24 protein-coding genes and 1 pseudogene are annotated in these 21079 nt (G+C 62.7%); 17 read left to right on the top strand and 8 right to left on the bottom strand.

What is annotated here, in order from left to right; genetic code table 11:
* Window positions 1-112 precede the first annotated feature (112 nt).
* The 4 genes from CFII68_RS09855 to CFII68_RS09870 all read right to left on the bottom strand — a co-directional run bounded on the left by CFII68_RS09855 (window position 113) and on the right by CFII68_RS09870 (window position 3768).
* Window positions 113-2173 carry a methyl-accepting chemotaxis protein gene (locus CFII68_RS09855; RefSeq protein WP_018609538.1) on the bottom strand — a complete coding sequence of 687 codons (2061 nt, stop codon included), beginning with the start codon at window positions 2171-2173 and terminating at the stop codon, window positions 113-115.
* Between the two features lie 202 nt (window positions 2174-2375).
* The gene (locus CFII68_RS09860; RefSeq protein ID WP_014340665.1) at window positions 2376-2915 is read right to left on the bottom strand and encodes a chemotaxis protein CheW; all 540 of its coding nucleotides are present in this window, start codon (window positions 2913-2915) and stop codon (window positions 2376-2378) included.
* Window positions 2916-2925: 10 nt separating this feature from the next.
* Window positions 2926-3291 (bottom strand): twitching motility response regulator PilH, encoded by a 366-nt coding sequence (pilH, locus tag CFII68_RS09865; RefSeq protein WP_018609535.1) that lies wholly within the window; start codon window positions 3289-3291, stop codon window positions 2926-2928.
* A 48-nt stretch (window positions 3292-3339) separates the two neighbouring features.
* Complete coding sequence (locus CFII68_RS09870; protein WP_003206467.1) at window positions 3340-3768, bottom strand: PleD family two-component system response regulator; 429 nt, start codon at window positions 3766-3768, stop codon at window positions 3340-3342.
* A gap of 224 nt (window positions 3769-3992) precedes the next feature.
* Between CFII68_RS09870 and gshB the strand changes: the two genes are divergently transcribed.
* The 7 genes and pseudogenes from gshB to CFII68_RS0126095 all read left to right on the top strand — a co-directional run bounded on the left by gshB (window position 3993) and on the right by CFII68_RS0126095 (window position 9993).
* Window positions 3993-4946 (top strand): glutathione synthase, encoded by a 954-nt coding sequence (gene gshB, locus CFII68_RS09875; protein ID WP_018609533.1) that lies wholly within the window; start codon window positions 3993-3995, stop codon window positions 4944-4946.
* 76 nt (window positions 4947-5022) lie between these two features.
* A complete protein-coding gene (locus CFII68_RS09880) occupies window positions 5023-5919 on the top strand; it encodes an energy transducer TonB (RefSeq protein ID WP_018609531.1) in 897 nt (298 codons plus the stop codon).
* A gap of 210 nt (window positions 5920-6129) precedes the next feature.
* Window positions 6130-6699 (top strand): YqgE/AlgH family protein, encoded by a 570-nt coding sequence (locus CFII68_RS09885; protein WP_018609528.1) that lies wholly within the window; start codon window positions 6130-6132, stop codon window positions 6697-6699.
* Complete coding sequence (ruvX, locus tag CFII68_RS09890; RefSeq protein ID WP_003177497.1) at window positions 6699-7136, top strand: Holliday junction resolvase RuvX; 438 nt, start codon at window positions 6699-6701, stop codon at window positions 7134-7136. Before CFII68_RS09885 ends, ruvX begins: the two co-directional genes overlap by 1 nt.
* Before the next feature lie 84 nt (window positions 7137-7220).
* Window positions 7221-7727: a bifunctional pyr operon transcriptional regulator/uracil phosphoribosyltransferase PyrR gene (gene pyrR / locus CFII68_RS09895; RefSeq protein ID WP_014340669.1), complete on the top strand. Its 507-nt coding sequence runs from the start codon at window positions 7221-7223 to the stop codon at window positions 7725-7727.
* A 24-nt stretch (window positions 7728-7751) separates the two neighbouring features.
* The gene (locus CFII68_RS09900; RefSeq protein WP_003177495.1) at window positions 7752-8756 is read left to right on the top strand and encodes an aspartate carbamoyltransferase catalytic subunit; all 1005 of its coding nucleotides are present in this window, start codon (window positions 7752-7754) and stop codon (window positions 8754-8756) included.
* Window positions 8753-9993 (top strand): annotated as a pseudogene (locus tag CFII68_RS0126095) (dihydroorotase). Before CFII68_RS09900 ends, CFII68_RS0126095 begins: the two are co-directional and overlap by 4 nt.
* 137 nt (window positions 9994-10130) lie before the next feature.
* Here the strand turns inward: CFII68_RS0126095 and CFII68_RS09905 are convergent.
* Window positions 10131-10556, bottom strand: coding sequence for a TM2 domain-containing protein (locus CFII68_RS09905; protein WP_018609512.1), 426 nt, complete (start codon window positions 10554-10556; stop codon window positions 10131-10133).
* A 249-nt stretch (window positions 10557-10805) separates the two neighbouring features.
* Between CFII68_RS09905 and CFII68_RS09910 the strand changes: the two genes are divergently transcribed.
* Window positions 10806-11417, top strand: coding sequence for a C40 family peptidase (locus CFII68_RS09910; RefSeq protein ID WP_018609510.1), 612 nt, complete (start codon window positions 10806-10808; stop codon window positions 11415-11417).
* Between the two features lie 86 nt (window positions 11418-11503).
* On the opposite strand, the gene CFII68_RS09915 is transcribed toward CFII68_RS09910, so the two are convergent.
* Window positions 11504-12538: a type IV pilus twitching motility protein PilT gene (locus tag CFII68_RS09915; protein WP_014340671.1), complete on the bottom strand. Its 1035-nt coding sequence runs from the start codon at window positions 12536-12538 to the stop codon at window positions 11504-11506.
* Between the two features lie 53 nt (window positions 12539-12591).
* Between CFII68_RS09915 and CFII68_RS09920 the strand changes: the two genes are divergently transcribed.
* The 9 genes from CFII68_RS09920 to CFII68_RS09960 all read left to right on the top strand — a co-directional run bounded on the left by CFII68_RS09920 (window position 12592) and on the right by CFII68_RS09960 (window position 19310).
* Entirely contained in the window at window positions 12592-13278 is a 687-nt protein-coding gene (locus CFII68_RS09920; RefSeq protein WP_018609508.1) for a YggS family pyridoxal phosphate-dependent enzyme, read from the top strand.
* Between the two features lie 35 nt (window positions 13279-13313).
* Entirely contained in the window at window positions 13314-14132 is an 819-nt protein-coding gene (gene proC / locus CFII68_RS09925; protein ID WP_018609506.1) for a pyrroline-5-carboxylate reductase, read from the top strand.
* Window positions 14133-14142: 10 nt separating this feature from the next.
* Window positions 14143-14733: a YggT family protein gene (locus tag CFII68_RS09930; RefSeq protein ID WP_014340674.1), complete on the top strand. Its 591-nt coding sequence runs from the start codon at window positions 14143-14145 to the stop codon at window positions 14731-14733.
* Window positions 14734-14950: 217 nt separating this feature from the next.
* Window positions 14951-16090 (top strand): homoserine O-acetyltransferase, encoded by a 1140-nt coding sequence (locus CFII68_RS09935; RefSeq protein WP_018609504.1) that lies wholly within the window; start codon window positions 14951-14953, stop codon window positions 16088-16090.
* Between the two features lie 7 nt (window positions 16091-16097).
* Window positions 16098-16718, top strand: coding sequence for a methionine biosynthesis protein MetW (gene metW, locus CFII68_RS09940; RefSeq protein ID WP_014340677.1), 621 nt, complete (start codon window positions 16098-16100; stop codon window positions 16716-16718).
* A gap of 26 nt (window positions 16719-16744) precedes the next feature.
* Complete coding sequence (locus CFII68_RS09945) at window positions 16745-17179, top strand: DUF4426 domain-containing protein (RefSeq protein WP_014340678.1); 435 nt, start codon at window positions 16745-16747, stop codon at window positions 17177-17179.
* Window positions 17176-17772: an RdgB/HAM1 family non-canonical purine NTP pyrophosphatase gene (gene rdgB / locus CFII68_RS09950; RefSeq protein ID WP_018609500.1), complete on the top strand. Its 597-nt coding sequence runs from the start codon at window positions 17176-17178 to the stop codon at window positions 17770-17772. The genes CFII68_RS09945 and rdgB overlap by 4 nt, the downstream gene beginning before the upstream one ends.
* Complete coding sequence (gene hemW / locus CFII68_RS09955; protein ID WP_018609498.1) at window positions 17769-18968, top strand: radical SAM family heme chaperone HemW; 1200 nt, start codon at window positions 17769-17771, stop codon at window positions 18966-18968. The genes rdgB and hemW overlap by 4 nt, the downstream gene beginning before the upstream one ends.
* An 18-nt stretch (window positions 18969-18986) precedes the next feature.
* Entirely contained in the window at window positions 18987-19310 is a 324-nt protein-coding gene (locus tag CFII68_RS09960) for a DUF3392 domain-containing protein (RefSeq protein ID WP_014340681.1), read from the top strand.
* Window positions 19311-19497: 187 nt separating this feature from the next.
* On the opposite strand, the gene trmB is transcribed toward CFII68_RS09960, so the two are convergent.
* Both trmB and CFII68_RS09970 read right to left on the bottom strand, forming a co-directional pair.
* Window positions 19498-20223, bottom strand: coding sequence for a tRNA (guanosine(46)-N7)-methyltransferase TrmB (trmB, locus tag CFII68_RS09965; RefSeq protein ID WP_018609495.1), 726 nt, complete (start codon window positions 20221-20223; stop codon window positions 19498-19500).
* Window positions 20224-20232: 9 nt separating this feature from the next.
* Window positions 20233-21027, bottom strand: a complete 795-nt coding sequence (locus CFII68_RS09970) for a thiazole synthase (protein ID WP_003177480.1) — start codon at window positions 21025-21027, stop codon at window positions 20233-20235.
* Window positions 21028-21079 lie beyond the last annotated feature (52 nt).

Here is a 21079-nt window from a genome sequence, read left to right as displayed (position 1 = left end):
TGCAAACACCTCGGTGCCCGAAGTACCGCGTTATCTTCATCGCGGGCAAGCCTTGCTCCCACAAAAACCTCCTCGCCACAAAAAGTCTTTTCCAACGGATGAATCCGGTTGGTCACGCTTTTTCCTCATCGTCAGCCGCTGCCGTCGGCAACGTGAACCCCGACACCGAACGACGCAGCTGGCTGGCCATTTTCGCCAGGTTGCCAATGCTCTCGGCGGTGGCGGTGGAACCGGACGAGGTCTGCGAGGTGATCTGCTGGATCACGTTCATGGTCAAGGAAATCTGCCCCGCCGAGGTGGTCTGTTGTTGCGCCGCGTTGGAAATGCTCTGGATCAGCGCCGCCAGGGTCTTGGACACGCCTTCGATTTCTTCCAGGGCGACACCGGCGTCCTGGGCCAGTCGCGCACCGCGCACCACTTCGGTGGTGGTCTGCTCCATGGAAATCACCGCCTCGTTGGTGTCGGCCTGGATCGCCCGCACCAGGGTCTCGATTTGCCGGGTCGCCGCCGAAGAGCGCTCGGCCAGGCGCTGCACTTCATCGGCCACCACCGCGAACCCGCGCCCGGCATCACCGGCCATGGACGCCTGGATGGCGGCGTTGAGGGCCAGGATGTTGGTCTGGTCGGCGATGTCGTCGATCAGGCTGACAATGTCGCCAATTTCCTGGGATGACTCACCCAGGCGCTTGATGCGCTTGGCGGTGTCCTGGATCTGCTCGCGAATGTTGTCCATGCCATGAATGGTGTTGTGCACCACCTCGTTGCCCTTGTTGGCAATCTCCACCGACCGCTCGGCCACCGCCGACGACTCGGCGGCATTGGCCGACACCTGGTCGATGGACTGGGCCATTTCATTAATTGAAGTCGAAGCTTCGGAAATTTGCTGGGCCTGGTGCTCGGAGGCCTGGGCCAGGTGCATCGCCGTGGCCTGGGTTTCCTGCACCGCAGCGGCGACCTGGCCGGCGGTGAGGTTGATGGTCGCCACCAGGTCGCGCAGTTGATCCACCGAGTAATTGATGGAGTCGGCGATGGTGCCGGTGAAGTCCTCGGTGACCGAGGCCGTGACGGTCAGGTCGCCATCGGCCAGGTCTTCGATCTCATCCAGCAACCGCATGATCGCGTTCTGGTTGCGCTCGTTCTTTTGTGCGGTTTCGTGCAACTGGCGATTGGTTTCGCGGACCATCACCAGGCCAATCAGGATGATCGACATCAGCGCCAGCAAACCCAGCACATAGCCGCCGATGGTATTGATGGAGCGCCCGCCGGCGAGGTTTTCGAAGGCCGTGGCCAGGTGCGAAGCCTCGTCGAGCAGGGTCTGCGACAGGTTGAAAATATTGCCGGCCGATTCGCGGACCTTGAACAGCTCCGGGGAGGTCTCGAGGATTTCGTCCACCGAACCGGAGACGAACTCGAAGAGCTCGCTGATTTCGCTCAGGCGTGCCCGGGCATCGCGGTCCTGGACCTGGGATATCTTCAGGGCCGGGTCACCTTGCAACATGCCATTGAGCACCTGGCCAAAACGCGCGGCGTCGCGACCGAAGGTGTCGGCGGCCTGGCTGGCGTTTTCGTCCCCCGCCAGCACGGTATTCACCGCGCCGAGGATCCGTTCGGCCAGCAACGACTGGCGCTGGGCCATGGCCACCTGGGCGGCCGGCGCACCGCGTTGCAGCAGGATCTCGACGACTTTTTCGTACTCGACCTGCAACTGCGGCACGGTTTCGGCCAGGGTCGCCGCCACCTGGTGCAGTGACAACACGGTCTGTTCGCTGGAGAGGATGGCATCGGTGTTCTTGAGCAGGCGCTCCCAATCCAGCTGCACGGCGCGCATCTGCGGACGCAGGGTGGCCGGAGCAGGGGGCAGGCCGGTCACCGGGTCGCCCTGTTTCAGGGAGCCCCAGCGCTGAGCGAAGTCATTGCGCGCATCGCTCAGCAGCTTGAACGCCGCGGGCTTGCCGGCGGCGGCCTCGGTGGCGTTCTTGGCGATGCGCTGGGACAGCACCCGCAGCTCACCGGCATGGCCGATGTACTGTTTGTCATAGGTGGATTGGGTGTTGAGGTAGGCGAAGTTGGCGAACAGCAGCATGATGAAGACGATCAGCGCGACGAACAGCACGATGATCTGCGAACGACTGCGCGACGCTTCCAGTGGCTTGCCTGTTTTTGCTTTGATCATCGGTTCTCGCCTGTACTGCCCAATCCAACTTACTGCCATTAACTGTAGTGTTGTGCAGTCTGCTCAATCAGTGTGGCTCTGTGGGAGCAAGGCTTGCCCGCGATGAGAACGACACAGTTTTTTCGTCAACCGAGGCGCCGCCATCGCGAGCAAGCTTTGCTCCCACAGGTTTGCTCCCACAAAGGGCCTGCGCTGCATCTCGTTAAATCGCCACATCCATGAACCCCGGCGACCGCGCCAGGGCAAACGGGCTGAACACTTGCCACTCGCGCTCGCCGCCAAACCGGCCCTTGACGAAGGCCGCTTCCGGGCCGTCGAGGTCGTCCACCAGCGTCGGTTCCAGGCTGTCCTGGGCAAAATGCTGCAGCCCAAGGACCTCGTCCACCAGCAACCCGGCGAACACCTCGTCGTGGTCCACCACCAGCACGCGCCGCTGCTTGCGCACGCTCGACAGCTCATGGCCGAAGAACCCGCACAAGTCCATCAACGGCAACAAACGCCCGCGCAGGTTAGCTACGCCACGCACCCACGGCTTGACCCCGGGCAAATGCGTGTGACGTGGTTCGTGCAGCACTTCGCTGACTTCGCCCATCGGCGCCACGTACCAGTGCTCGCCCAGGCGAAAGCCGATGCCGCTCCAACCGGCGCGATGGGTTGGCTGGGAGGGCAGGTCCGCCCCCAGCAACCGGCAGCGCCGGTCGATCTGCAGCAGCAGTTCGAATGCGGTCAGGGATTGGCTCATGGCCGCGCCGTCAGCCCGCCAGTACTTTGTTCAGGGTCGCGATCAGGGTTTCTTCGTCCACCGGCTTGGTCAGGTAGTCCTTCGCCCCTTGGCGCGTGCCCCAGACCTTGTCGGTGTCCTGGTCCTTGGTGGTGATGATGATCACGGGGATGTGGCCGGTGTCCGGGTCCTTGGTCAGCTGGCGCGTGGCCTGGAAACCGTTGAGGCCGGGCATGACGATGTCCATCAGCACCGCATCGGGTTTTTCCTGGCGGGCCAGGGCCACGCCATCGGCGCCATTCTCGGCCTTAAGAACCTCGTGGCCATGCTTTTCCAGCATGCCGGTCAGTTTGTACATTTCAGTCGGCGAATCATCGACGATCAGAACTCGTGCCATGGTGTTCCCCATTTTCTTGTTGACCCCAGGCCCGTTGGCCAAGTGTCATTAATGTGCCTGGTGCGGCTGGACAGCGGCAAAGCCCGGAACATGGGCCTGTATCGCGCCCAGCAGTTCTTCCTTGCTGAACGGCTTGGTCAAAAACTGATCGGAACCGACGATGCGTCCCTTGGCCTTGTCGAACAACCCGTCGCGGGACGACAGCATGATCACCGGCGTGGCCTTGAACGCACTGTTGTTCTTGATCAGGGCACAGGTCTGGTAGCCATCCAGGCGCGGCATCATGATGTCGACAAAAATGATGCCCGGATGATGGTCGGCGATCTTGGCCAGGGCATCGAAGCCATCGACGGCCGTGATCACCTCGCAGCCCACGTTGCGCAGCAAGGTTTCGGCGGTGCGGCGGATGGTCTTCGAGTCGTCGATGACCATGACCTTCAAGGCGCTGGGTTGCTGCTGCGTGAGATGCTCTGCCATTGCCACTGCGAACCGGTTTTTAACGCGTAAGTGTGATCGACAGCGCAAACCCTTGATGTTCAAGGCCCGCACGTCACATGGCAGCCTTTTTAGCACAGTCTCCATCGCCGATCTATCGGCCGCTCGGCGCGGTGGTTTTTCCTTGACCGCCAATCTTCCGGGCGCCACTCTGACGCCACTTTTTCGCACCAATATGTGCCCATCACATTTCGAGGAACCAAGCCATGAGCGTACGCGTCGGCATTGTCATGGACCCTATCGCCAGCATTTCCTATAAAAAGGATAGCTCGCTGGCCATGCTGCTGGCCGCTCAGAAGCGCGGCTGGGAACTGTTCTACATGGAGCAGCGCGACCTCTACCAGGCCGAAGGCCAGGCTCGGGCGCGGATGAAACCGCTGAAAGTCTTCGCCAACCCCGAGAAGTGGTTTGAGCTGGGCACCGAGAGCGACGCGCTGCTGAGCGACCTGGACGTGATCCTGATGCGCAAGGATCCGCCGTTCGACATGGAGTTTGTGTACTCCACCTACCTGCTGGAACAGGCTGAAAACGCCGGCGTGCTGGTGGTCAACAAGCCCCAGAGCCTGCGCGACTGCAACGAAAAGCTGTTCGCCACGCTGTTCCCGCAGTGCACGCCGCCGACCATCGTCAGCCGTCGCCCGGACGTGTTGCGCGCATTTGCCGACCATCACGGCGACGTGATCCTCAAGCCCCTGGACGGCATGGGCGGCTCCTCGATCTTCCGGCACACCGCCGGCCACCCGAACCTCTCGGTGATCCTGGAAACCCTGACCTTGCACGGCAAGCAGCAGATCATGATCCAGGGTTACCTGCCGGCCATCGTCGATGGCGACAAACGCATCCTGATGATCGACGGCGAACCGGTGGACTATTGCCTGGCACGCATCCCGGCAGCCGGCGAAACCCGCGGCAACCTGGCGGCTGGCGGGCGTGGCGAGGCGCGTCCGTTGACCGACAAGGATCGCTGGATCGCCGCCCAGGTCGGCCCGACCCTGCGTGAAAAAGGCCTGCTGTTCGTGGGCCTGGACGTGATCGGCGAGCACCTGACGGAAATCAACGTCACCAGCCCGACCTGCATCCGCGAGATCGACAATGCCTTTGGCACCGACATCGGTGGCATGCTGATGGATGCCATCGATCAGAAGCTCAAGGCTCGTTGATCCAGATCTGCTGAAGGAAACCCACATTGCGTTATCATGCCCGGCCTGAAAAAAACGCGATGTTGGTTTCCTTGCCATGACACTCCCGTCCGATCTGCCCCAAGAGCTCGCCCATCGTGGCGTGCGCCCGGCTGATCGCCTCGGTTTTACCCTGTTCCTGGCGGCGTTGATCCACCTGGCCCTGCTGCTGGGCGTCGGTTTTGCCACGGTCGAGCCCAAGCAGATCAGCCAGACCCTGGAAATCACCCTGGCCACCTTCAAGAGCGAGACCAAGCCCAAGAAGGCCGACTTCCTCGCCCAGGAAAACCAGCAAGGCAGCGGCACCCTGGAAAAAAAGGCGATCCCCAAGACCACCGAGATCGCGCCGTTCCAGGATACCAAGGTACAAAAAGTCACTCCGCCGCCAGCCGCCAAGCCCGAGGTGCAGGAGACGGCGCCCAAGGCAGCCGTGACCACCGTGGCGCCGAAGCCGAAAAAGGCCCCGGTCAAGGAAGAGGTCAACCCTGATCCCAAGCCCAGGGCCCCCGAACCAACCTTCGACAGCTCGCAGTTGTCCAGCGACATCGCCAGCCTGGAAGCCGAACTGGCCCAGGAGCAACAGCTCTATGCCAAGCGCCCGCGTATCCACCGCCTGAGCGCCGCCTCGACCATGCGTGACAAGGGCGCCTGGTACAAGGACGAATGGCGCAAGAAGGTCGAGCGCATCGGCAATCTCAACTATCCCGACGAAGCACGGCGCAAACAGATCTACGGCAACCTGCGGCTAATGGTCTCGATCAACCGTGACGGCTCGCTGTATGAAGTGCTGGTGCTCGAATCTTCCGGCCAGCCGCTTTTGGACCAGGCCGCCCAACGGATCGTGCGCCTGGCCGCACCGTTCGCGCCGTTTACCGGGGACCTGTCGGACATCGACCGGCTGGAAATCATCCGCACCTGGAAGTTCGCCCGGGGTGATCGGCTTTCCAGTAACTGAGCCGCATCGATGATGGCAGGGACTTGTGGGAGCGGGCTGTGTGGGAGCAAGGCTTGCCCGCGATGAAAACGCCGCGGTCTCTTGAGGACCGCAGCGCCTGGATCGCGAGCAAGCTTTGCTCCCACAAAGCTCGCTCCCACAGGGGATTGGTGACAGTCTCAGGTATTTCCTGGCTTGTCAGTTCGGCCCTGCGCCGCCACACTAGCGCCTATGAAAAACGTCAGCCCCACCTACCTCAAGCATCACTTCCTGATTGCCATGCCGCACATGGCAGATCCGAATTTTGCCCACACCTTGACCTACATCGTCGAGCACACGGCCAATGGGGCCATGGGGCTGGTAATCAATCGCCCGCAGGAATTGAACCTGGCGGACATCCTGGAGCAGTTGCGCCCCGACGTGGAACCGCCACTCTTGTGCCAGCACGTGCCGATTTTCATCGGCGGCCCGGTGCAGACCGACCGCGGTTTCGTGCTCCATCCGTCGGGCCCCAAATACCAGGCCACTGTGGATCTGGACGGGGTATCACTGTCCACCTCCCAGGACGTGCTGTTCGCCATCGCCGACGGCGTCGGCCCGGAGAAAAGCCTGATCGCCCTCGGCTATGCCGGTTGGGAACCTGGGCAACTGGAAGCCGAGCTGGCCGACAACGCCTGGCTGACCTGTCCGTTCGACGCCGACATCCTGTTCAACACCAGCAGCGAATTGCGCCTGGAAGCGGCGGCCAGCCGGCTGGGGGTCAACCTCAGCCTGCTCACCAGCCAGGCAGGACACGCCTGATGGCCCTGCGCTTGCTGCTGGGCTTCGATTACGGCACCAAACAGATCGGCGTAGCGGTCGGCCAGGTCATTACCGGCCAGGCCCGCGAGTTGTGCACCTTGAAGGCGCAGAATGGCGTTCCGGACTGGAACCAGGTCGAAGCGCTGATCAAGGAATGGAAACCCGATGCCGTGGTGGTCGGCCTGCCGCTGAACATGGACGGCACGCCCAGTGACATGTGCCTGCGCGCCGAAAAGTTCGCCCGCCGGCTCAACGGCCGCTACAACCTGCCCTTCTATACCCATGACGAGCGCCTGACCACTTTCGAGGCCAAGGGCGAGCGCCTGGTGCGCGGCGGGCAGAAAGGCAGTTACCGCGACAACCCGGTGGACGCCATCGCCGCTGCCCTGCTGCTGCAAGGCTGGCTCGACGCCAACGCTGCCCTGTTCGAAACCTGATTTTTTGAAAGCGCCGCCAAGGCGCTTTCTCTTAGCGATAGACCGCGCCATTCACCACCGGCCCGGGAACCTGAAGGAGCCAGCATGAGCCTGCCCAATCCTGCCGAACTGATCAGCCAGATGGCGATTCGTCTCAAGGCACACCTGGAACACCGCGGCATCAGCGAGCCGCGCTACATCGGTATTCGCACCGGTGGCGTCTGGGTCGCCCAGGCCTTGCTCGAAGCACTGGGCAGCCAATCGCCACTGGGCACCCTGGACGTGTCCTTCTACCGCGACGACTTCAGCCAGAACGGCCTGCACCCGCAAGTGCGCCCCTCGGCCCTGCCGTTCGAGATCGAAGGCCAGCATCTGGTACTGATCGACGACGTGCTGATGAGTGGCCGGACCATCCGCGCCGCCATGAACGAACTGTTCGACTACGGCCGCCCGGCCAGCGTGACGCTGGTGTGCCTGCTGGACCTGGACGCCGCCGAGCTGCCGATCCGGCCGAACGTGGTCGGTGCGACGCTGACGTTGGCTGCCCACGAGCGGGTCAAGCTCTCCGGCCCGTCGCCGCTGCAACTCGAACTGCAAGACCTTGCCCTTTAACTGCCCTTGTAAGAGTCCATCGCGATGACGCCTCTCGAAACCAAGCGCCCGCTGCAGCTCAACGATCAGGGCCAGCTGCGGCACTTCCTGTCCCTCGACGGCCTGCGCCGCGAGCTGCTGACGGAAATCCTCGACACTGCCGACTCGTTCCTCGAAGTCGGTGCCCGGGCGGTGAAGAAAGTCCCGTTGCTGCGCGGCAAGACCGTGTGCAACGTGTTCTTCGAAAACTCCACCCGCACCCGCACCACCTTCGAACTGGCGGCCCAGCGGCTGTCGGCGGACGTGATCACCCTCAACGTGTCCACATCCTCGGCGAGCAAGGGTGAAACCCTGCTCGACACCCTGCGCAACCTCGAAGCCATGGCCGCCGACATGTTCGTCGTGCGCCACGGCGACTCCGGCGCGGCGCACTTCATTGCCGAACACGTCTGCCCGCAAGTGGCGATCATCAACGGCGGCGACGGCCGTCACGCCCACCCGACCCAGGGCATGCTGGACATGCTGACCATCCGTCGGCACAAGGGCAGCTTCGAAAACCTGTCGGTGGCCATCGTCGGCGACATCCTGCACTCGCGGGTGGCCCGCTCCAACATGCTGGCCCTCAAGACCCTCGGCTGCCCGGACATTCGCGTGATCGCACCGAAAACCCTGCTGCCCATCGGCGTCGAGCAATACGGCGTGAAGGTCTACACCGACATGACCGAAGGCCTCAAGGATGTGGACGTGGTGATCATGCTGCGCCTGCAACGCGAGCGCATGACCGGCGGCCTGCTGCCCAGCGAAGGCGAGTTCTACCGCCTGTTCGGCCTGACCACCGCACGCCTGGCCGGGGCCAAGCCGGACGCCATCGTCATGCACCCGGGGCCGATCAACCGCGGCGTGGAGATCGAGTCGGCGGTGGCCGACGGGCCGCACTCGGTGATTCTCAACCAGGTGACCTACGGCATCGCCATCCGCATGGCCGTGCTGTCCATGGCCATGAGCGGGCAAACGGCCCAGCGCCAATTCGACCAGGAGAACGCCCAGTGAAGCTCAGCATTCTCGGCGCACGCGTGATCGATCCAGCCAGTGGCCTGGATCAAGTGACTGATATCCATATCGATGCCTGCAAGATCGTCGCCCTTGGCGCGGCGCCAGCGGGTTTCGTCGCGGTCGAGACCCTCGACGCCCAAGGCCTGGTGGCCGCTCCCGGCCTGGTGGACCTGAACGTCGCCCTGCGCGAACCGGGCTACAGCCGCAAAGGCAGCATCGTCAGCGAAACCCGGGCCGCCGCTGCCGGTGGCGTGACCAGCCTGTGCTGCCCACCGCAGACCAAACCGGTGCTGGACACCTCGGCCGTGGCCGAACTGATCCTCGACCGCGCCCGCGAGGCCGGCAATACCAAGGTCTTCCCGATTGGCGCACTGAGCAAGGGCCTGGACGGCGAGCAACTGGCCGAGCTCATCGCCCTGCGTGACGCCGGTTGCGTGGCGTTCGGCAACGGCCTGAACAGTTTCCGCAACACCCGCACCCTGTGCCGTGCCCTGGAATACGCGGCGACCTTCGGCCTGACGGTGATCTTCAACTCCCAGGACCACGACCTGGCCGAAGGCGGCCTGGCCCACGAAGGCCCGACCGCCAGTTTCCTCGGCCTGCCGGGCATCCCGGAAACCGCCGAGACCGTGGCCCTGGCCCGGGACCTGCTGTTGGTGGAGCAAAGCGGCGTGCGCGCCCACTTCAGCCAGTTGACCAGTGCTCGCGGTGCGGCACTGATCGCCCAGGCCCAGGCCCGCGGCTTGCCGGTGACCGCCGATGTGGCGCTGTACCAGTTGATCCTGACCGACGAAGCACTGATCGATTTCAACAGCGTCTATCACGTCCAGCCGCCGCTGCGCACCCGCGCCGACCGCGATGGCCTGCCATTTCCAGCCATCACCAACCCCATGAGCGCGATGCCAAGCTGGCACCGTTCGGCGCCACCGAGCCGGGCATCAGCAGCGTCGAACTGCTGCTGCCGCTGGCCCTGACGCTGGTGGAAGACGGCTTGCTGGACCTGCCAACCCTGCTGGCACGCCTGAGCGCCGGCCCGGCCCAGGCGCTGCAACTGCCGGCGGGGAAACTCGCGGTTGGCGCCGCGGCGGACCTGGTGCTGTTCGACCCTGCCGCCTCCACCGTGGCCGGTGAAGCCTGGCGCTCCAAGGGTGACAACTGCCCGTTCCTCGGCCATAGCCTGCCGGGTGTGGTGCGTTACACCCTGATGGATGGGCGGATTACTCACCAGGCCTGAAAAACTGCGTCGCCTGCTTCGCGAGCAAGCCCGCTCCCACATTGGATTTGAGGTGTTCACAAAATAATGTGTTCACCAAAGATCCTTGTGGGAGCGGGCTTGCTCGCGAATGCAGGCGACTCGATCTGCCGGTCTTACTAAAAAGCCCCACGCTTCTGCGCATTACGAATCGACACCTGATCGTTCAGCGTCCAGAAGTCATACAACACCCCCAGGAAAAACACCCCACCGGTCAGCAGGTAAAGGATCCCGCTGAGCCATTTGCCCTGGTACATGCGGTGTACGCCCAGCACCCCGAGAAACGTCAGCAGAATCCACGCCACGCTGTATTCGATAGGCCCCGGAGTGAAACGCAGGTCCGCTTCACGATCCATGGCCGGAATCAGGAACAAGTCGATCAGCCAACCAATGCCCAGCAGGCCGAAGGTGAAGAACCAGATCGTGCCCGTGACCGGCTTGCCGTAATAGAAACGATGGGCACCGGTGAACCCGAAAATCCACAGCAGATACCCAATGACCTTGCTGTGGGTATCGCGGATTGCATCCTGCTGATAGCTGTTCATGAATGGCCTCTTTTGCCTCGATAGATAAATTTTTTCTGACTTTGTGTGACTTTTTCGTGTCTGCCCGACAAGCGGTCCTGGGCGCCACGAACCGACGAAAGCCCCGTAGCATAGGGGTTCTGTCGGACAATCAGGTCAAGTTGTCGCATTTTGCTGGGTTTTGCGCTGCGTTTCGAATCGACAAACGGCCTCTGGAACGCAAAAAAAGCTGTTATAAAGTTGCGCGCCAACCTTTAAGAGCCTTGCCTAATGCGTCCATTTTTCAAGACATGGCTAACCATCTGCCTATTATTGCCACTGGCTGCCCACGCCACCAATCGTGAGCAACGTCTTCCCAACGTCAACGGCTATACCCCGAAATCCCATGTTTCTGCTTCCTTGAGCAAGAACAAGCCAAGCGTCCAGCGCGTGAGCACAGCCAACAGCAAGCTGGTCCCGCCGATGGCGACCAAAGCGAGCAGCAACGTGTTGAGTCGCGCCGTGAATGTACTTGGTACACCTTATCGTTGGGGCGGCAGTAGCCCAAGTAAAGGGTTCGATTGCAGCGGGTTGGTGAAATACGCCTTCAACGACGCCACCTTCGACCTGCCGCGCACCTCCAACGCCATGGCCACCGGTCATGGCGAGAAAGTCGAGCGCAAGGACCTCAAGCCCGGTGACCTGATCTTCTTCAAGCTCAAGAGCCGCCGGGTCAACCACGTGGCCATCTACCTGGGCAACGACCGCTTCATCCACGCCCCGCGCCGTGGCAAGTCGGTGAGCATCGACACCCTGAACAAACCGTACTGGAACAGTCACTACGTGGTCGCCAAGCGCGTGCTGCCGAAAGAGCCGGGCGCGATGCGGGTGGTTCAGCGCTGATCACCGGCCTCTGTGGCGAGGGGATTTATCCCCGCTGGGGCGCGAAGCGCCCCCCCACAAGGCTTGCACCAACCTCCCCGCCCCCTCTAGAAGTTATCCGGCGTACGCGCCCGCTCCCGCGCATGTTCGCGGCTGATCAGCCCCTTGCTCACCAAGTCCTTCAGGCACATGTCCAGCGTCTGCATCCCCAGCGAACCGCCGGTCTGGATCGCCGAGTACATCTGCGCCACCTTGTCTTCGCGGATCAGGTTCCGAATGGCCGAGGTCCCCAGCATGATTTCATGCGCCGCGATCCGGCCGCCGCCGATTTTCTTGACCAGCGTCTGGGAGATCACCGCCTGCAACGACTCCGACAACATCGAGCGAACCATGGACTTCTCGTCACCGGGGAACACGTCCACCACCCGGTCAATGGTCTTGGCCGCCGACGTGGTGTGCAGGGTGCCGAACACCAGGTGCCCGGTTTCCGCGGCGGTCAGCGCCAGACGAATGGTTTCCAGGTCGCGCATCTCGCCCACCAGGATCACGTCCGGGTCCTCCCGCAGGGCCGAACGCAGGGCCGTGGAGAAACCCTGGGTGTCGCGGTGCACCTCACGCTGGTTGATCAGGCATTTGCGCGGTTCGTGAACGAATTCGATAGGGTCTTCGATGGTGAGGATGTGATGGTGCTTGTGGCTGTTCAAGTAATCGATCATGGCCGCCAGGGTGGTGGACTTGCCTGAACCGGTCGGCCCGGTCACCAATACCAACCCGCGCGGCGATTCGGTCACTTTGCGAAACACCTCGCCCATCCCCAGGTCTTCCATGGTCAGGACTTTCGACGGAATGGTCCGAAACACCGCCCCCGCACCGCGATTCTGGTTGAAGGCGTTGACCCGGAACCGTGCGACGCCCGGCACGTCGAAGGAAAAATCGGTCTCCAGAAACTTTTCGTAATCTACTCGTTGCCGGTCGTTCATGATGTCGTAGATCAGTTCATGAACCTGCTTGTGGTCCAGCGCTGGCAGGTTGATGCGCCTGACATCGCCATCGACACGGATCATCGGTGGCAGCCCGGCGGACAGGTGCAGGTCCGACGCGCCCTGCTTGGCGCTGAACGCCAGTAACTCAGTGATATCCATAGCGCTCCTCAATTCCAGTAGAATGCCGCGAACCTCACCGCTGGCGCTTCTTTATGTCCACGATAGCAGACAACATCGCTCAGGTTAGTTCGCGCATCCGTGCTGCGGAGCAGGCCGCCCAGCGTGCCGAACACAGTGTCAAACTGCTGGCCGTGAGCAAGACCAAACCCGTCCAGGCCTTGCGCGAAGCCTATGCCGCCGGCCTGCGGGACTTCGGCGAGAACTACCTGCAAGAAGCCTTGGGCAAACAGCTCGAACTGACCGACCTGCCCTTGATCTGGCACTTCATCGGCCCCATTCAATCGAACAAGACGCGCGCTATCGCCGAACACTTCGACTGGGTGCATTCCGTGGATCGCTTGAAAATTGCACAGCGTCTGTCCGAGCAGCGTCCGGCCGACTTGCCACCGCTGAACATCTGCATTCAGATCAACGTCAGCGGTGAAGCCAGCAAATCCGGCTGCACCCCGGCGGACCTGCCCGCCCTGGCCAGCGCCATCAGCGCCCTGCCCCGCCTGAAACTGCGCGGGTTGATGGCGATTCCCGAACCCACCGAAGACCGCGCCGCCCAGGATGCTGCCTTTGCCGCTGTCCAACGCTTGCAAGCCAGCCTCGCACTACCGTTGGACACCCTTTCCATGGGCATGAGCCACGACCTTGAGTCAGCCATCGCCCAAGGCGCCACTTGGGTACGCATCGGTACGGCCCTGTTTGGCGCCCGCGACTACGGTCAATCCTGAAACATGGCCGACTCATCTTTTTATAAGGACCTGTCATGAGCAACACGCGTATTGCCTTCATCGGCGCCGGCAACATGGCCGCCAGCCTGATCGGCGGCCTGCGGGCCAAGGGCCTGGACGCTTCTTTGATCCGCGCCAGCGATCCGGGTGAAGAGACCCGCACCCGGGTGAGCAGCGAACACGGCATCGAAACCTTCGCCGACAACGCCCAGGCCATCGACGGCGCGGACGTCATCGTGCTGGCGGTCAAGCCGCAGGCGATGAAAACCGTCTGCGAAGCCCTGCGCCCAAGTCTCAAGCCTCATCAACTGGTGGTGTCGATTGCCGCCGGCATCACGTGCGCCAGCATGAACAACTGGCTCGGCGAGCAGCCGATCGTACGCTGCATGCCCAATACCCCGGCACTGCTGCGCCAGGGCGTCAGCGGCCTGTTCGCCATTTCCCAAGTGTCCGCCGCACAACGCCAGCAGGCCGAGGAGCTGCTGTCGGCTGTCGGCCTGGCACTGTGGCTGGACACCGAACAGCAACTGGACGCCGTTACCGCCGTCTCCGGCTCGGGCCCGGCGTACTTCTTCCTGCTGATCGAAGCCATGACCGCCGCCGGCGAGAAACTCGGCCTGCCCCGGGAAACCGCCGCCAGGCTGACCTTGCAGACCGCCCTCGGTGCCGCGCACATGGCGGTGTCCAGCGACGTCGATGCGGCCGAGCTGCGTCGCCGCGTCACCTCACCGGCCGGCACCACTGAAGCGGCCATCAAATCGTTCCAGGCCGGGGGCTTCGAAGCCCTGGTGGAAAAAGCACTCGGCGCCGCCGCGCACCGCTCGGCCGAAATGGCCGAACAACTGGGCCAATAAGGAGTTATTCATGATTGGATTGAACACTGCAGCGGTCTACGTGCTGCAAACCCTCGGCAGCCTGTACCTGCTGATCGTGCTGCTGCGCTTCGTGCTGCAACTGGTGCGCGCCAACTTCTACAACCCACTGTGCCAGTTCATCGTCAAGGCCACCCAGCCGCTGCTCAAGCCCCTGCGCCGGATCATCCCGAGCCTGTTCGGCCTGGACATGTCGTCGCTGGTCCTGGCGATCCTCGTGCAACTGGCGCTGATGGCCCTGACCCTGCTGCTGACCTACGGCACCACCGGCAACCCGCTGCAACTGCTGATCTGGTCGCTCATTGGCGTGACCGCGCTGTTCCTGAAGATTTTCTTCTTCGCCATGATCATCAGCGTGATCCTGTCGTGGGTTGCGCCGGGCAGCCATAACCCGGGCGCCGAGCTGGTGAACCAGATCTGCGAGCCGGCCCTGGCGCCGTTCCGCCGCATCCTGCCGAACCTTGGCGGCCTGGATATTTCGCCGATCCTGGCGTTCATGGTGCTCAAGCTGATCGACATGCTGGTGATCAACAACCTGGCGGCGATGACCATGATGCCGGAAATCCTGCGGTTGCTGATCTGACCCGATACCGGTCTGATCAGTCAGCACCTCTCTCTGTGGGAGCAAAGCTTGCTCGCGAAACAGGCACCTCGGTCCCCAAAAGACCGCATCGTCCCCGCCGCGGGCAAGCCTTGCTCCCACAGGGTTTACGTCCACCGAAGAATCAGCGCCGCCCTTTGCTTGCCGCCTACCCCAGCGGTCTTTAGACTTACGCCTCATTTCAACGCGAGCAGGGTCGATGCCAGCTGCCTTTCCCCCCGATTCCGTTGGTCTGGTGACGCCGCAAACGGCGCATTTCAGCGAGCCCCTGGCCCTGGCCTGCGGCCGTTCGTTGCCAGCCTATGACCTGATCTACGAAACCTACGGCACCCTCAATGCCACGGCGAGCAACGCCGTGCTGATTTGCCACGCCTTGTCGGGGCATCACCACGCCGCCGGCTACCACAGCGTCGACGACCGCAAGCCCGGCTGGTGGGATAGCTGCATCGGCCCGGGCAAGCCCATCGACACCAGCAAGTTCTTCGTGGTCAGCCTGAACAACCTGGGCGGCTGCAACGGCTCCACCGGCCCCAGCAGCCTCAACCCGGACACCGGCAAACCTTTCGGCGCCGATTTCCCGGTGCTGACCGTGGAAGACTGGGTTCACAGCCAGGCACGCCTGGCCGATCGCCTCGGGGTCGGCCAGTGGGCCGCCGTGATCGGTGGCAGCCTGGGGGGCATGCAGGCCCTGCAATGGACCATCACCTACCCGGACCGCGTGCGCCACTGCCTGGCAATCGCCTCGGCCCCCAAGCTGTCGGCGCAGAACATCGCCTTCAACGAAGTGGCACGCCAGGCGATCCTCACCGACCCGGAGTTCCACGGCGGCTCGTTCCAGGAACACGGCGTGATCCCCAAGCGCGGGCTGATGCTGGCGCGGATGGTCGGGCACATCACCTACCTGTCCGACGACTCCATGGGCGAGAAATTCGGCCGTGGCCTCAAGAGCGAAAAGCTCAACTACGACTTCCACAGCGTCGAGTTCCAGGTCGAGAGCTACCTGCGTTATCAGGGTGAAGAGTTCTCCGGGCGCTTTGACGCCAACACGTACCTGTTGATGACCAAGGCACTGGACTACTTCGATCCAGCAGCGAACTTCGACGATAACCTGGCGAAAACCTTCGCCAACGCCACCGCCAAGTTCTGCGTGATGTCGTTCACCACCGACTGGCGCTTCTCCCCGGCGCGCTCGCGAGAGCTGGTGGACGCGCTGATGGCCGCGCGCAAGGACGTCTGCTACCTGGAAATCGACGCGCCCCAGGGCCACGACGCCTTTTTGATCCCGATCCCGCGTTACCTGCAGGCGTTCGGCAACTACATGAACCGTATAACGCTGTGAGGACGCCATGAGAGCCGATCTGGACATCATCCAGGAATGGATCCCCGCCGGCAGCCGCGTGCTCGACCTGGGCTGCGGCAACGGCGAACTGCTGACCTGGCTGCGGGACAACAAGCAAGTCAGCGGCTACGGCCTGGAAAACGACCCGGACAACATCGCCGAGTGCGTCGCCAAGGGCATCAACGTCATCGAGCAAGACCTGGACAAGGGCCTGGGCAACTTCGCCAGCAACAGCTTCGACGTCGTGGTCATGACCCAGGCCCTGCAAGCGGTGCACTACCCGGACAAGATCCTCGACGAAATGCTGCGGGTCGGTCGCCAGTGCATCATCACCTTCCCCAACTTCGGTCACTGGCGCTGCCGCTGGTACCTGGCGAGCAAGGGCCGCATGCCGGTCTCGGATTTCCTGCCCTACACCTGGTACAACACGCCGAACATCCACTTCTGCACCTTCGAGGATTTCGAAGCGCTGTGCCGCGAACGCGAAGCCAAGGTCATCGATCGCCTGGCCGTCGACCAGCAACACCGCCACGGGTGGGCCAGCAAGCTATGGCCTAATCTGTTAGGTGAGATAGGCATCTATCGGGTCAGCAGCCCAGGCCTTACCGATCATCAGGTCGCGGTGTGAGCCCCCGACCTCACCAGGAGCACGACATGAACCGTCTAGCGTTGTTTCTCATCACCGCTTGCCTGAGCGTTGGCGCCATGGCCGCCGACGCGATCAAGGGCGAGCGCAAGGAAGTGTTCGGTGATATCACCGTGCACTACAACACCTTCAACTCCACCTTCCTGACACCGGACATCGCCAAGGGCGCCGAGCTGATTCGCAGCAAGCAACAAGGTGTGATCAACGTCTCGGTGCTCAAGGATGGCAAGCCCTTGATGGCCCAGGTCAGCGGCACGGTGAAAGACCTCACCAGCCAGAGCGTCCCGCTGCAATTCAAGCAGGTGACCGAGCAAGGCGCGATCTACTACATCGCCCAGTATCCGGTGCCCCAGCAGGAAACCCGCACCTTCGAGATCAAGGTGCAGACCGGCGACAAGATCAACACCATCAACTTCAACCAGGAACTGTTCCCGGGCCAATGATCAATTTCACCCAACTCGTACTGGCCAGCCACAACGCCGGCAAACTCAAGGAACTGCAAGCCATGCTCGGCGGGTCGGTGCAGTTGCACTCGATTGGCGAGTTCAGCCAGGTGGAACCGGAAGAGACCGGCCTGTCGTTTGTCGAGAACGCCATCCTCAAGGCCCGCAATGCCGCGCGCATCTCAGGCCTGCCGGCGCTGGCCGACGATTCCGGGCTGGCCGTGGACTTCCTCGGCGGTGCGCCGGGCATTTACTCGGCCCGTTACGCTGACGGCAAAGGTGACGCGGCGAACAACGCCAAGCTGCTCGACGCCCTCAAGGACGTGCCCGAAGCCGAGCGCGGCGCGCAGTTCGTGTGTGTGCTGGCCCTGGTCCGCCATGCCGATGATCCATTGCCGATCCTCTGCGAAGGCCTGTGGCACGGGCGCATTCTCACCGAAGCCAGCGGCGAGCACGGTTTTGGCTATGACCCGTTGTTCTGGGTGCCGGAGCGCAATTGCTCCAGCGCCGAGCTGGGGCCGGTGGAAAAGAACCAACTGAGCCACCGCGCCCGCGCCATGGCCCTGCTGCGTCAACGCCTGGGCCTGCAATGATCGACGACGCTCCCGCACCGCTGATTCATGGCGGTGTACAAACGCCTCGGGCACCGCTGCCGGTGCTGCCGCCCCTGGCGTTGTACGTCCACATCCCGTGGTGCGTGCGCAAATGCCCGTATTGCGACTTCAACTCCCACACCGCCAGCCCACAGTTGCCGGAAGAGGAATACGTCGACGCCTTGCTGGCCGACCTCGACCAGGACTTGCACGCGGTTTATGGTCGCCCGTTGAGTTCGATCTTTTTCGGCGGCGGCACCCCGAGCCTGTTCAGCGCCCAAGCCCTGGGCCGATTGCTCAAGGGCGTGGAAGCGCGGATACCGTTCGCCCAGGACATTGAAATCACCCTGGAAGCCAACCCCGGCACCTTCGAGCAAGAAAAGTTCGTCGCTTACCGGGCCTTGGGCATCAATCGCCTGTCCATCGGTATCCAGAGTTTCCAGCAGGCCAAGCTCGAAGCCCTGGGCCGGATCCACAACGGCGACGAGGCGGTGCGCGCCGCTGGCATGGCCCGTCAGGCCGGTTTCGACAATTTCAACCTGGACCTGATGCATGGGCTGCCCGACCAGTCCCTGGAAGACGCTTTGAGCGACCTGCGCCAGGCCATCGCCTTGAAGCCGACCCATTTGTCCTGGTACCAGCTGACGCTGGAGCCGAACACAGTGTTCTGGAACCAGCCGCCGACTTTGCCCGAAGACGACACGCTGTGGGACATCCAGGAAGCCGGGCAAGCCTTGCTGGCCGAACACGGCTACGCCCAATACGAGGTTTCGGCCTACGCTCAACCCGGTCGGGCGGCGCGGCATAACCTCAATTACTGGAGCTTCGGCGACTTCATCGGCATCGGTGCCGGCGCCCACGGCAAGCTCAGCCATCCGGACGGGCGCATCGTGCGCACCTGGAAGACCCGCCTGCCCAAGGACTACCTCAACCCGGCCAAAAGCTTCCAGGCTGGCGAGAAAAACCTGGCCAATGAAGAGCTGCCGTTCGAGTTCCTGATGAACGCCCTGCGCCTGACCGCAGGCGTGGAAGCGCGGCTGTACCCGGAGCGCACCGGGCTGTCCTTGCAAAGCCTGGCCGAAGGCCGGCGCGAGGCCGAACAAAGCGGGTTGTTGCAGGTCGAACCGACACGTCTGGCGGCCACCGAGCGCGGACAGCTGTTTCTCAACGACTTGCTGCAGACATTTCTGAGCTGATCAACACAAGGAAATCGAATGGATCTGGTACTCGACCTGCTGGCCACCGTGTCCCGCTGGAGCCGCAGCAACCTGTCGGAAATCTCCCTGGCATTGGTAGGCTGCCTGCTGGTGCTGTTTGGTGCCGATATCAAGGGCTGGGTCGAACAACGCCTGGGCAGCATCGCCGGCGCCTTGCGCGTCCCGCTGATCGCCCTGCTGTGCATGATCGGCAGCGGTGCGGCACTGATTTACGCCACGCCGTGGATCGTCAGGGGCTTGAGCCAGTTCAACAACTACAGCCTGGCGCCGGTGTTGTTGGTGGTGCTGGTGTTGATAGGTGTAGTCGCAGATCGACGCTGACCCGGTCACCTAAAACAACGGTGGGAGCGAGCTTCTGTGGGAGCAAAGCTTGCTCGCGATGCAGGCAACTCGGGTTCAAGTGATACCGAGGTGTTGCTGTCGCGAGCAAGCTTTGCTCCCACAGAGCCTTGCTCCCACAGAAGCTCGCTCCCACAGGGGATCCCCTTTCAGCAGGGATTTCTGGTGTTTAAGCCAGCTTCTCGAACTTCAAATCCCAAACCCCATGCCCAAGGCGTTCGCCACGGCGCTCGAACTTGGTGATCGGCCGTTCAGCCGGGCGCGGTACGCACTTGCCGTCTTCGGCCAGGTTGCGATAGCCCGGGGCGACGTTCATCACTTCCAGCATGTATTCGGCGTAGGGTTCCCAGTCGGTGGCCATGTGCAGCACACCGCCGACCTTCAACTTGCTGCGCACCAGTTCAGCGAACGACGCCTGGACGATACGGCGCTTGTGGTGGCGGCTTTTGTGCCAAGGGTCCGGGAAGAACAGCATCAGCCGGTCGAGGCTGTTGTCGGCCACGCAGCGGTTGAGCACTTCGATGGCGTCGCAATCGTAGACCCGCAGGTTGGTCAGCCCTTGGGTCAGCACGCCGTTGAGCAGCGCACCGACGCCGGGACGGTGGACTTCCACACCAATGAAATCCTGTTCCGGCGAAGCGGCAGCCATTTCCAGCAACGAGTGGCCCATGCCGAAGCCAATTTCCAGCGAGCGCGGGGCCGAGCGGCCGAAGACCTGGTCAAAATCCACCGGGGCATCGGCAAGTGGCAGGACAAACAGCGGCGCGCCCTGCTCCAGGCCGCGCTGCTGGCCTTCAGTCATGCGCCCGGCGCGCATCACGAAACTCTTGATGCGGCGGTGCTGGCGCTCTTCGCCTTCTTCCGGCAGGACCGGCGTGTCGTTCGATTCAGTCATCAATGGCTCTTACTTGATCAGACCATCCAGCGGCGAGGAGGCGCTGGCGTAAAGTTTTTTCGGCATGCGGCCAGCCAGGTACGCCAGGCGACCGGCGACGATGGCGTGCTTCATGGCTTCGGCCATCAGGATCGGCTGCTGGGCGTGGGCGATGGCCGAGTTCATCAGCACCGCTTCGCAACCCAGTTCCATGGCGATAGTGGCGTCGGAAGCGGTACCGACACCGGCATCCACCAACACCGGGATCTTGGCTTCTTCCAGGATGATCTGCAGGTTGTACGGGTTGCAGATTCCCAGGCCTGTGCCGATCAGGCCGGCCAGCGGCATGACCGCGATGCAGCCGATTTCCGCCAATTGACGGGCGATGATCGGATCATCGCTGGTGTAGACCATCACGTCGAAGCCTTCCTTGACCAGGGTTTCAGCGGCCTTGAGGGTTTCGATCACGTTGGGGAACAGGGTTTTCTGGTCCGCCAGCACTTCCAGCTTCACCAGGTTGTGGCCGTCGAGCAGCTCACGGGCCAGGCGGCAGGTGCGCACGGCCTCGATAGCGTCGAAGCAACCGGCGGTGTTCGGCAGGATGGTGTAGCGGTCCGGCGGCAGGATATCCAGCAGGTTCGGTTCGCCCGGGTTCTGGCCGATGTTGGTCCGGCGCACGGCGACGGTCACGATTTCGGCGCCCGAGGCCTCGATGGCCAGGCGGGTTTCTTCCATGTCGCGATATTTGCCGGTGCCTACCAGCAAACGCGACTGGTAGGTACGACCGGCCAGGACGAAGGGCTTGTCGCTACGAACGATGCTCATGGGAAATCCTCTGTTGGGGTGAGGTTCTTGCGAAATGCTGCGAAACCGAGGC

The organism is Pseudomonas sp. CFII68 (genome assembly GCF_000416195.1).
Taxonomy (GTDB): Bacteria; Pseudomonadota; Gammaproteobacteria; order Pseudomonadales; family Pseudomonadaceae; genus Aquipseudomonas; species Aquipseudomonas kilonensis.
The sequence above is the reverse complement of the archived record's forward strand: the minus strand, read 5'-3'. Positions and strand labels throughout refer to the sequence as shown.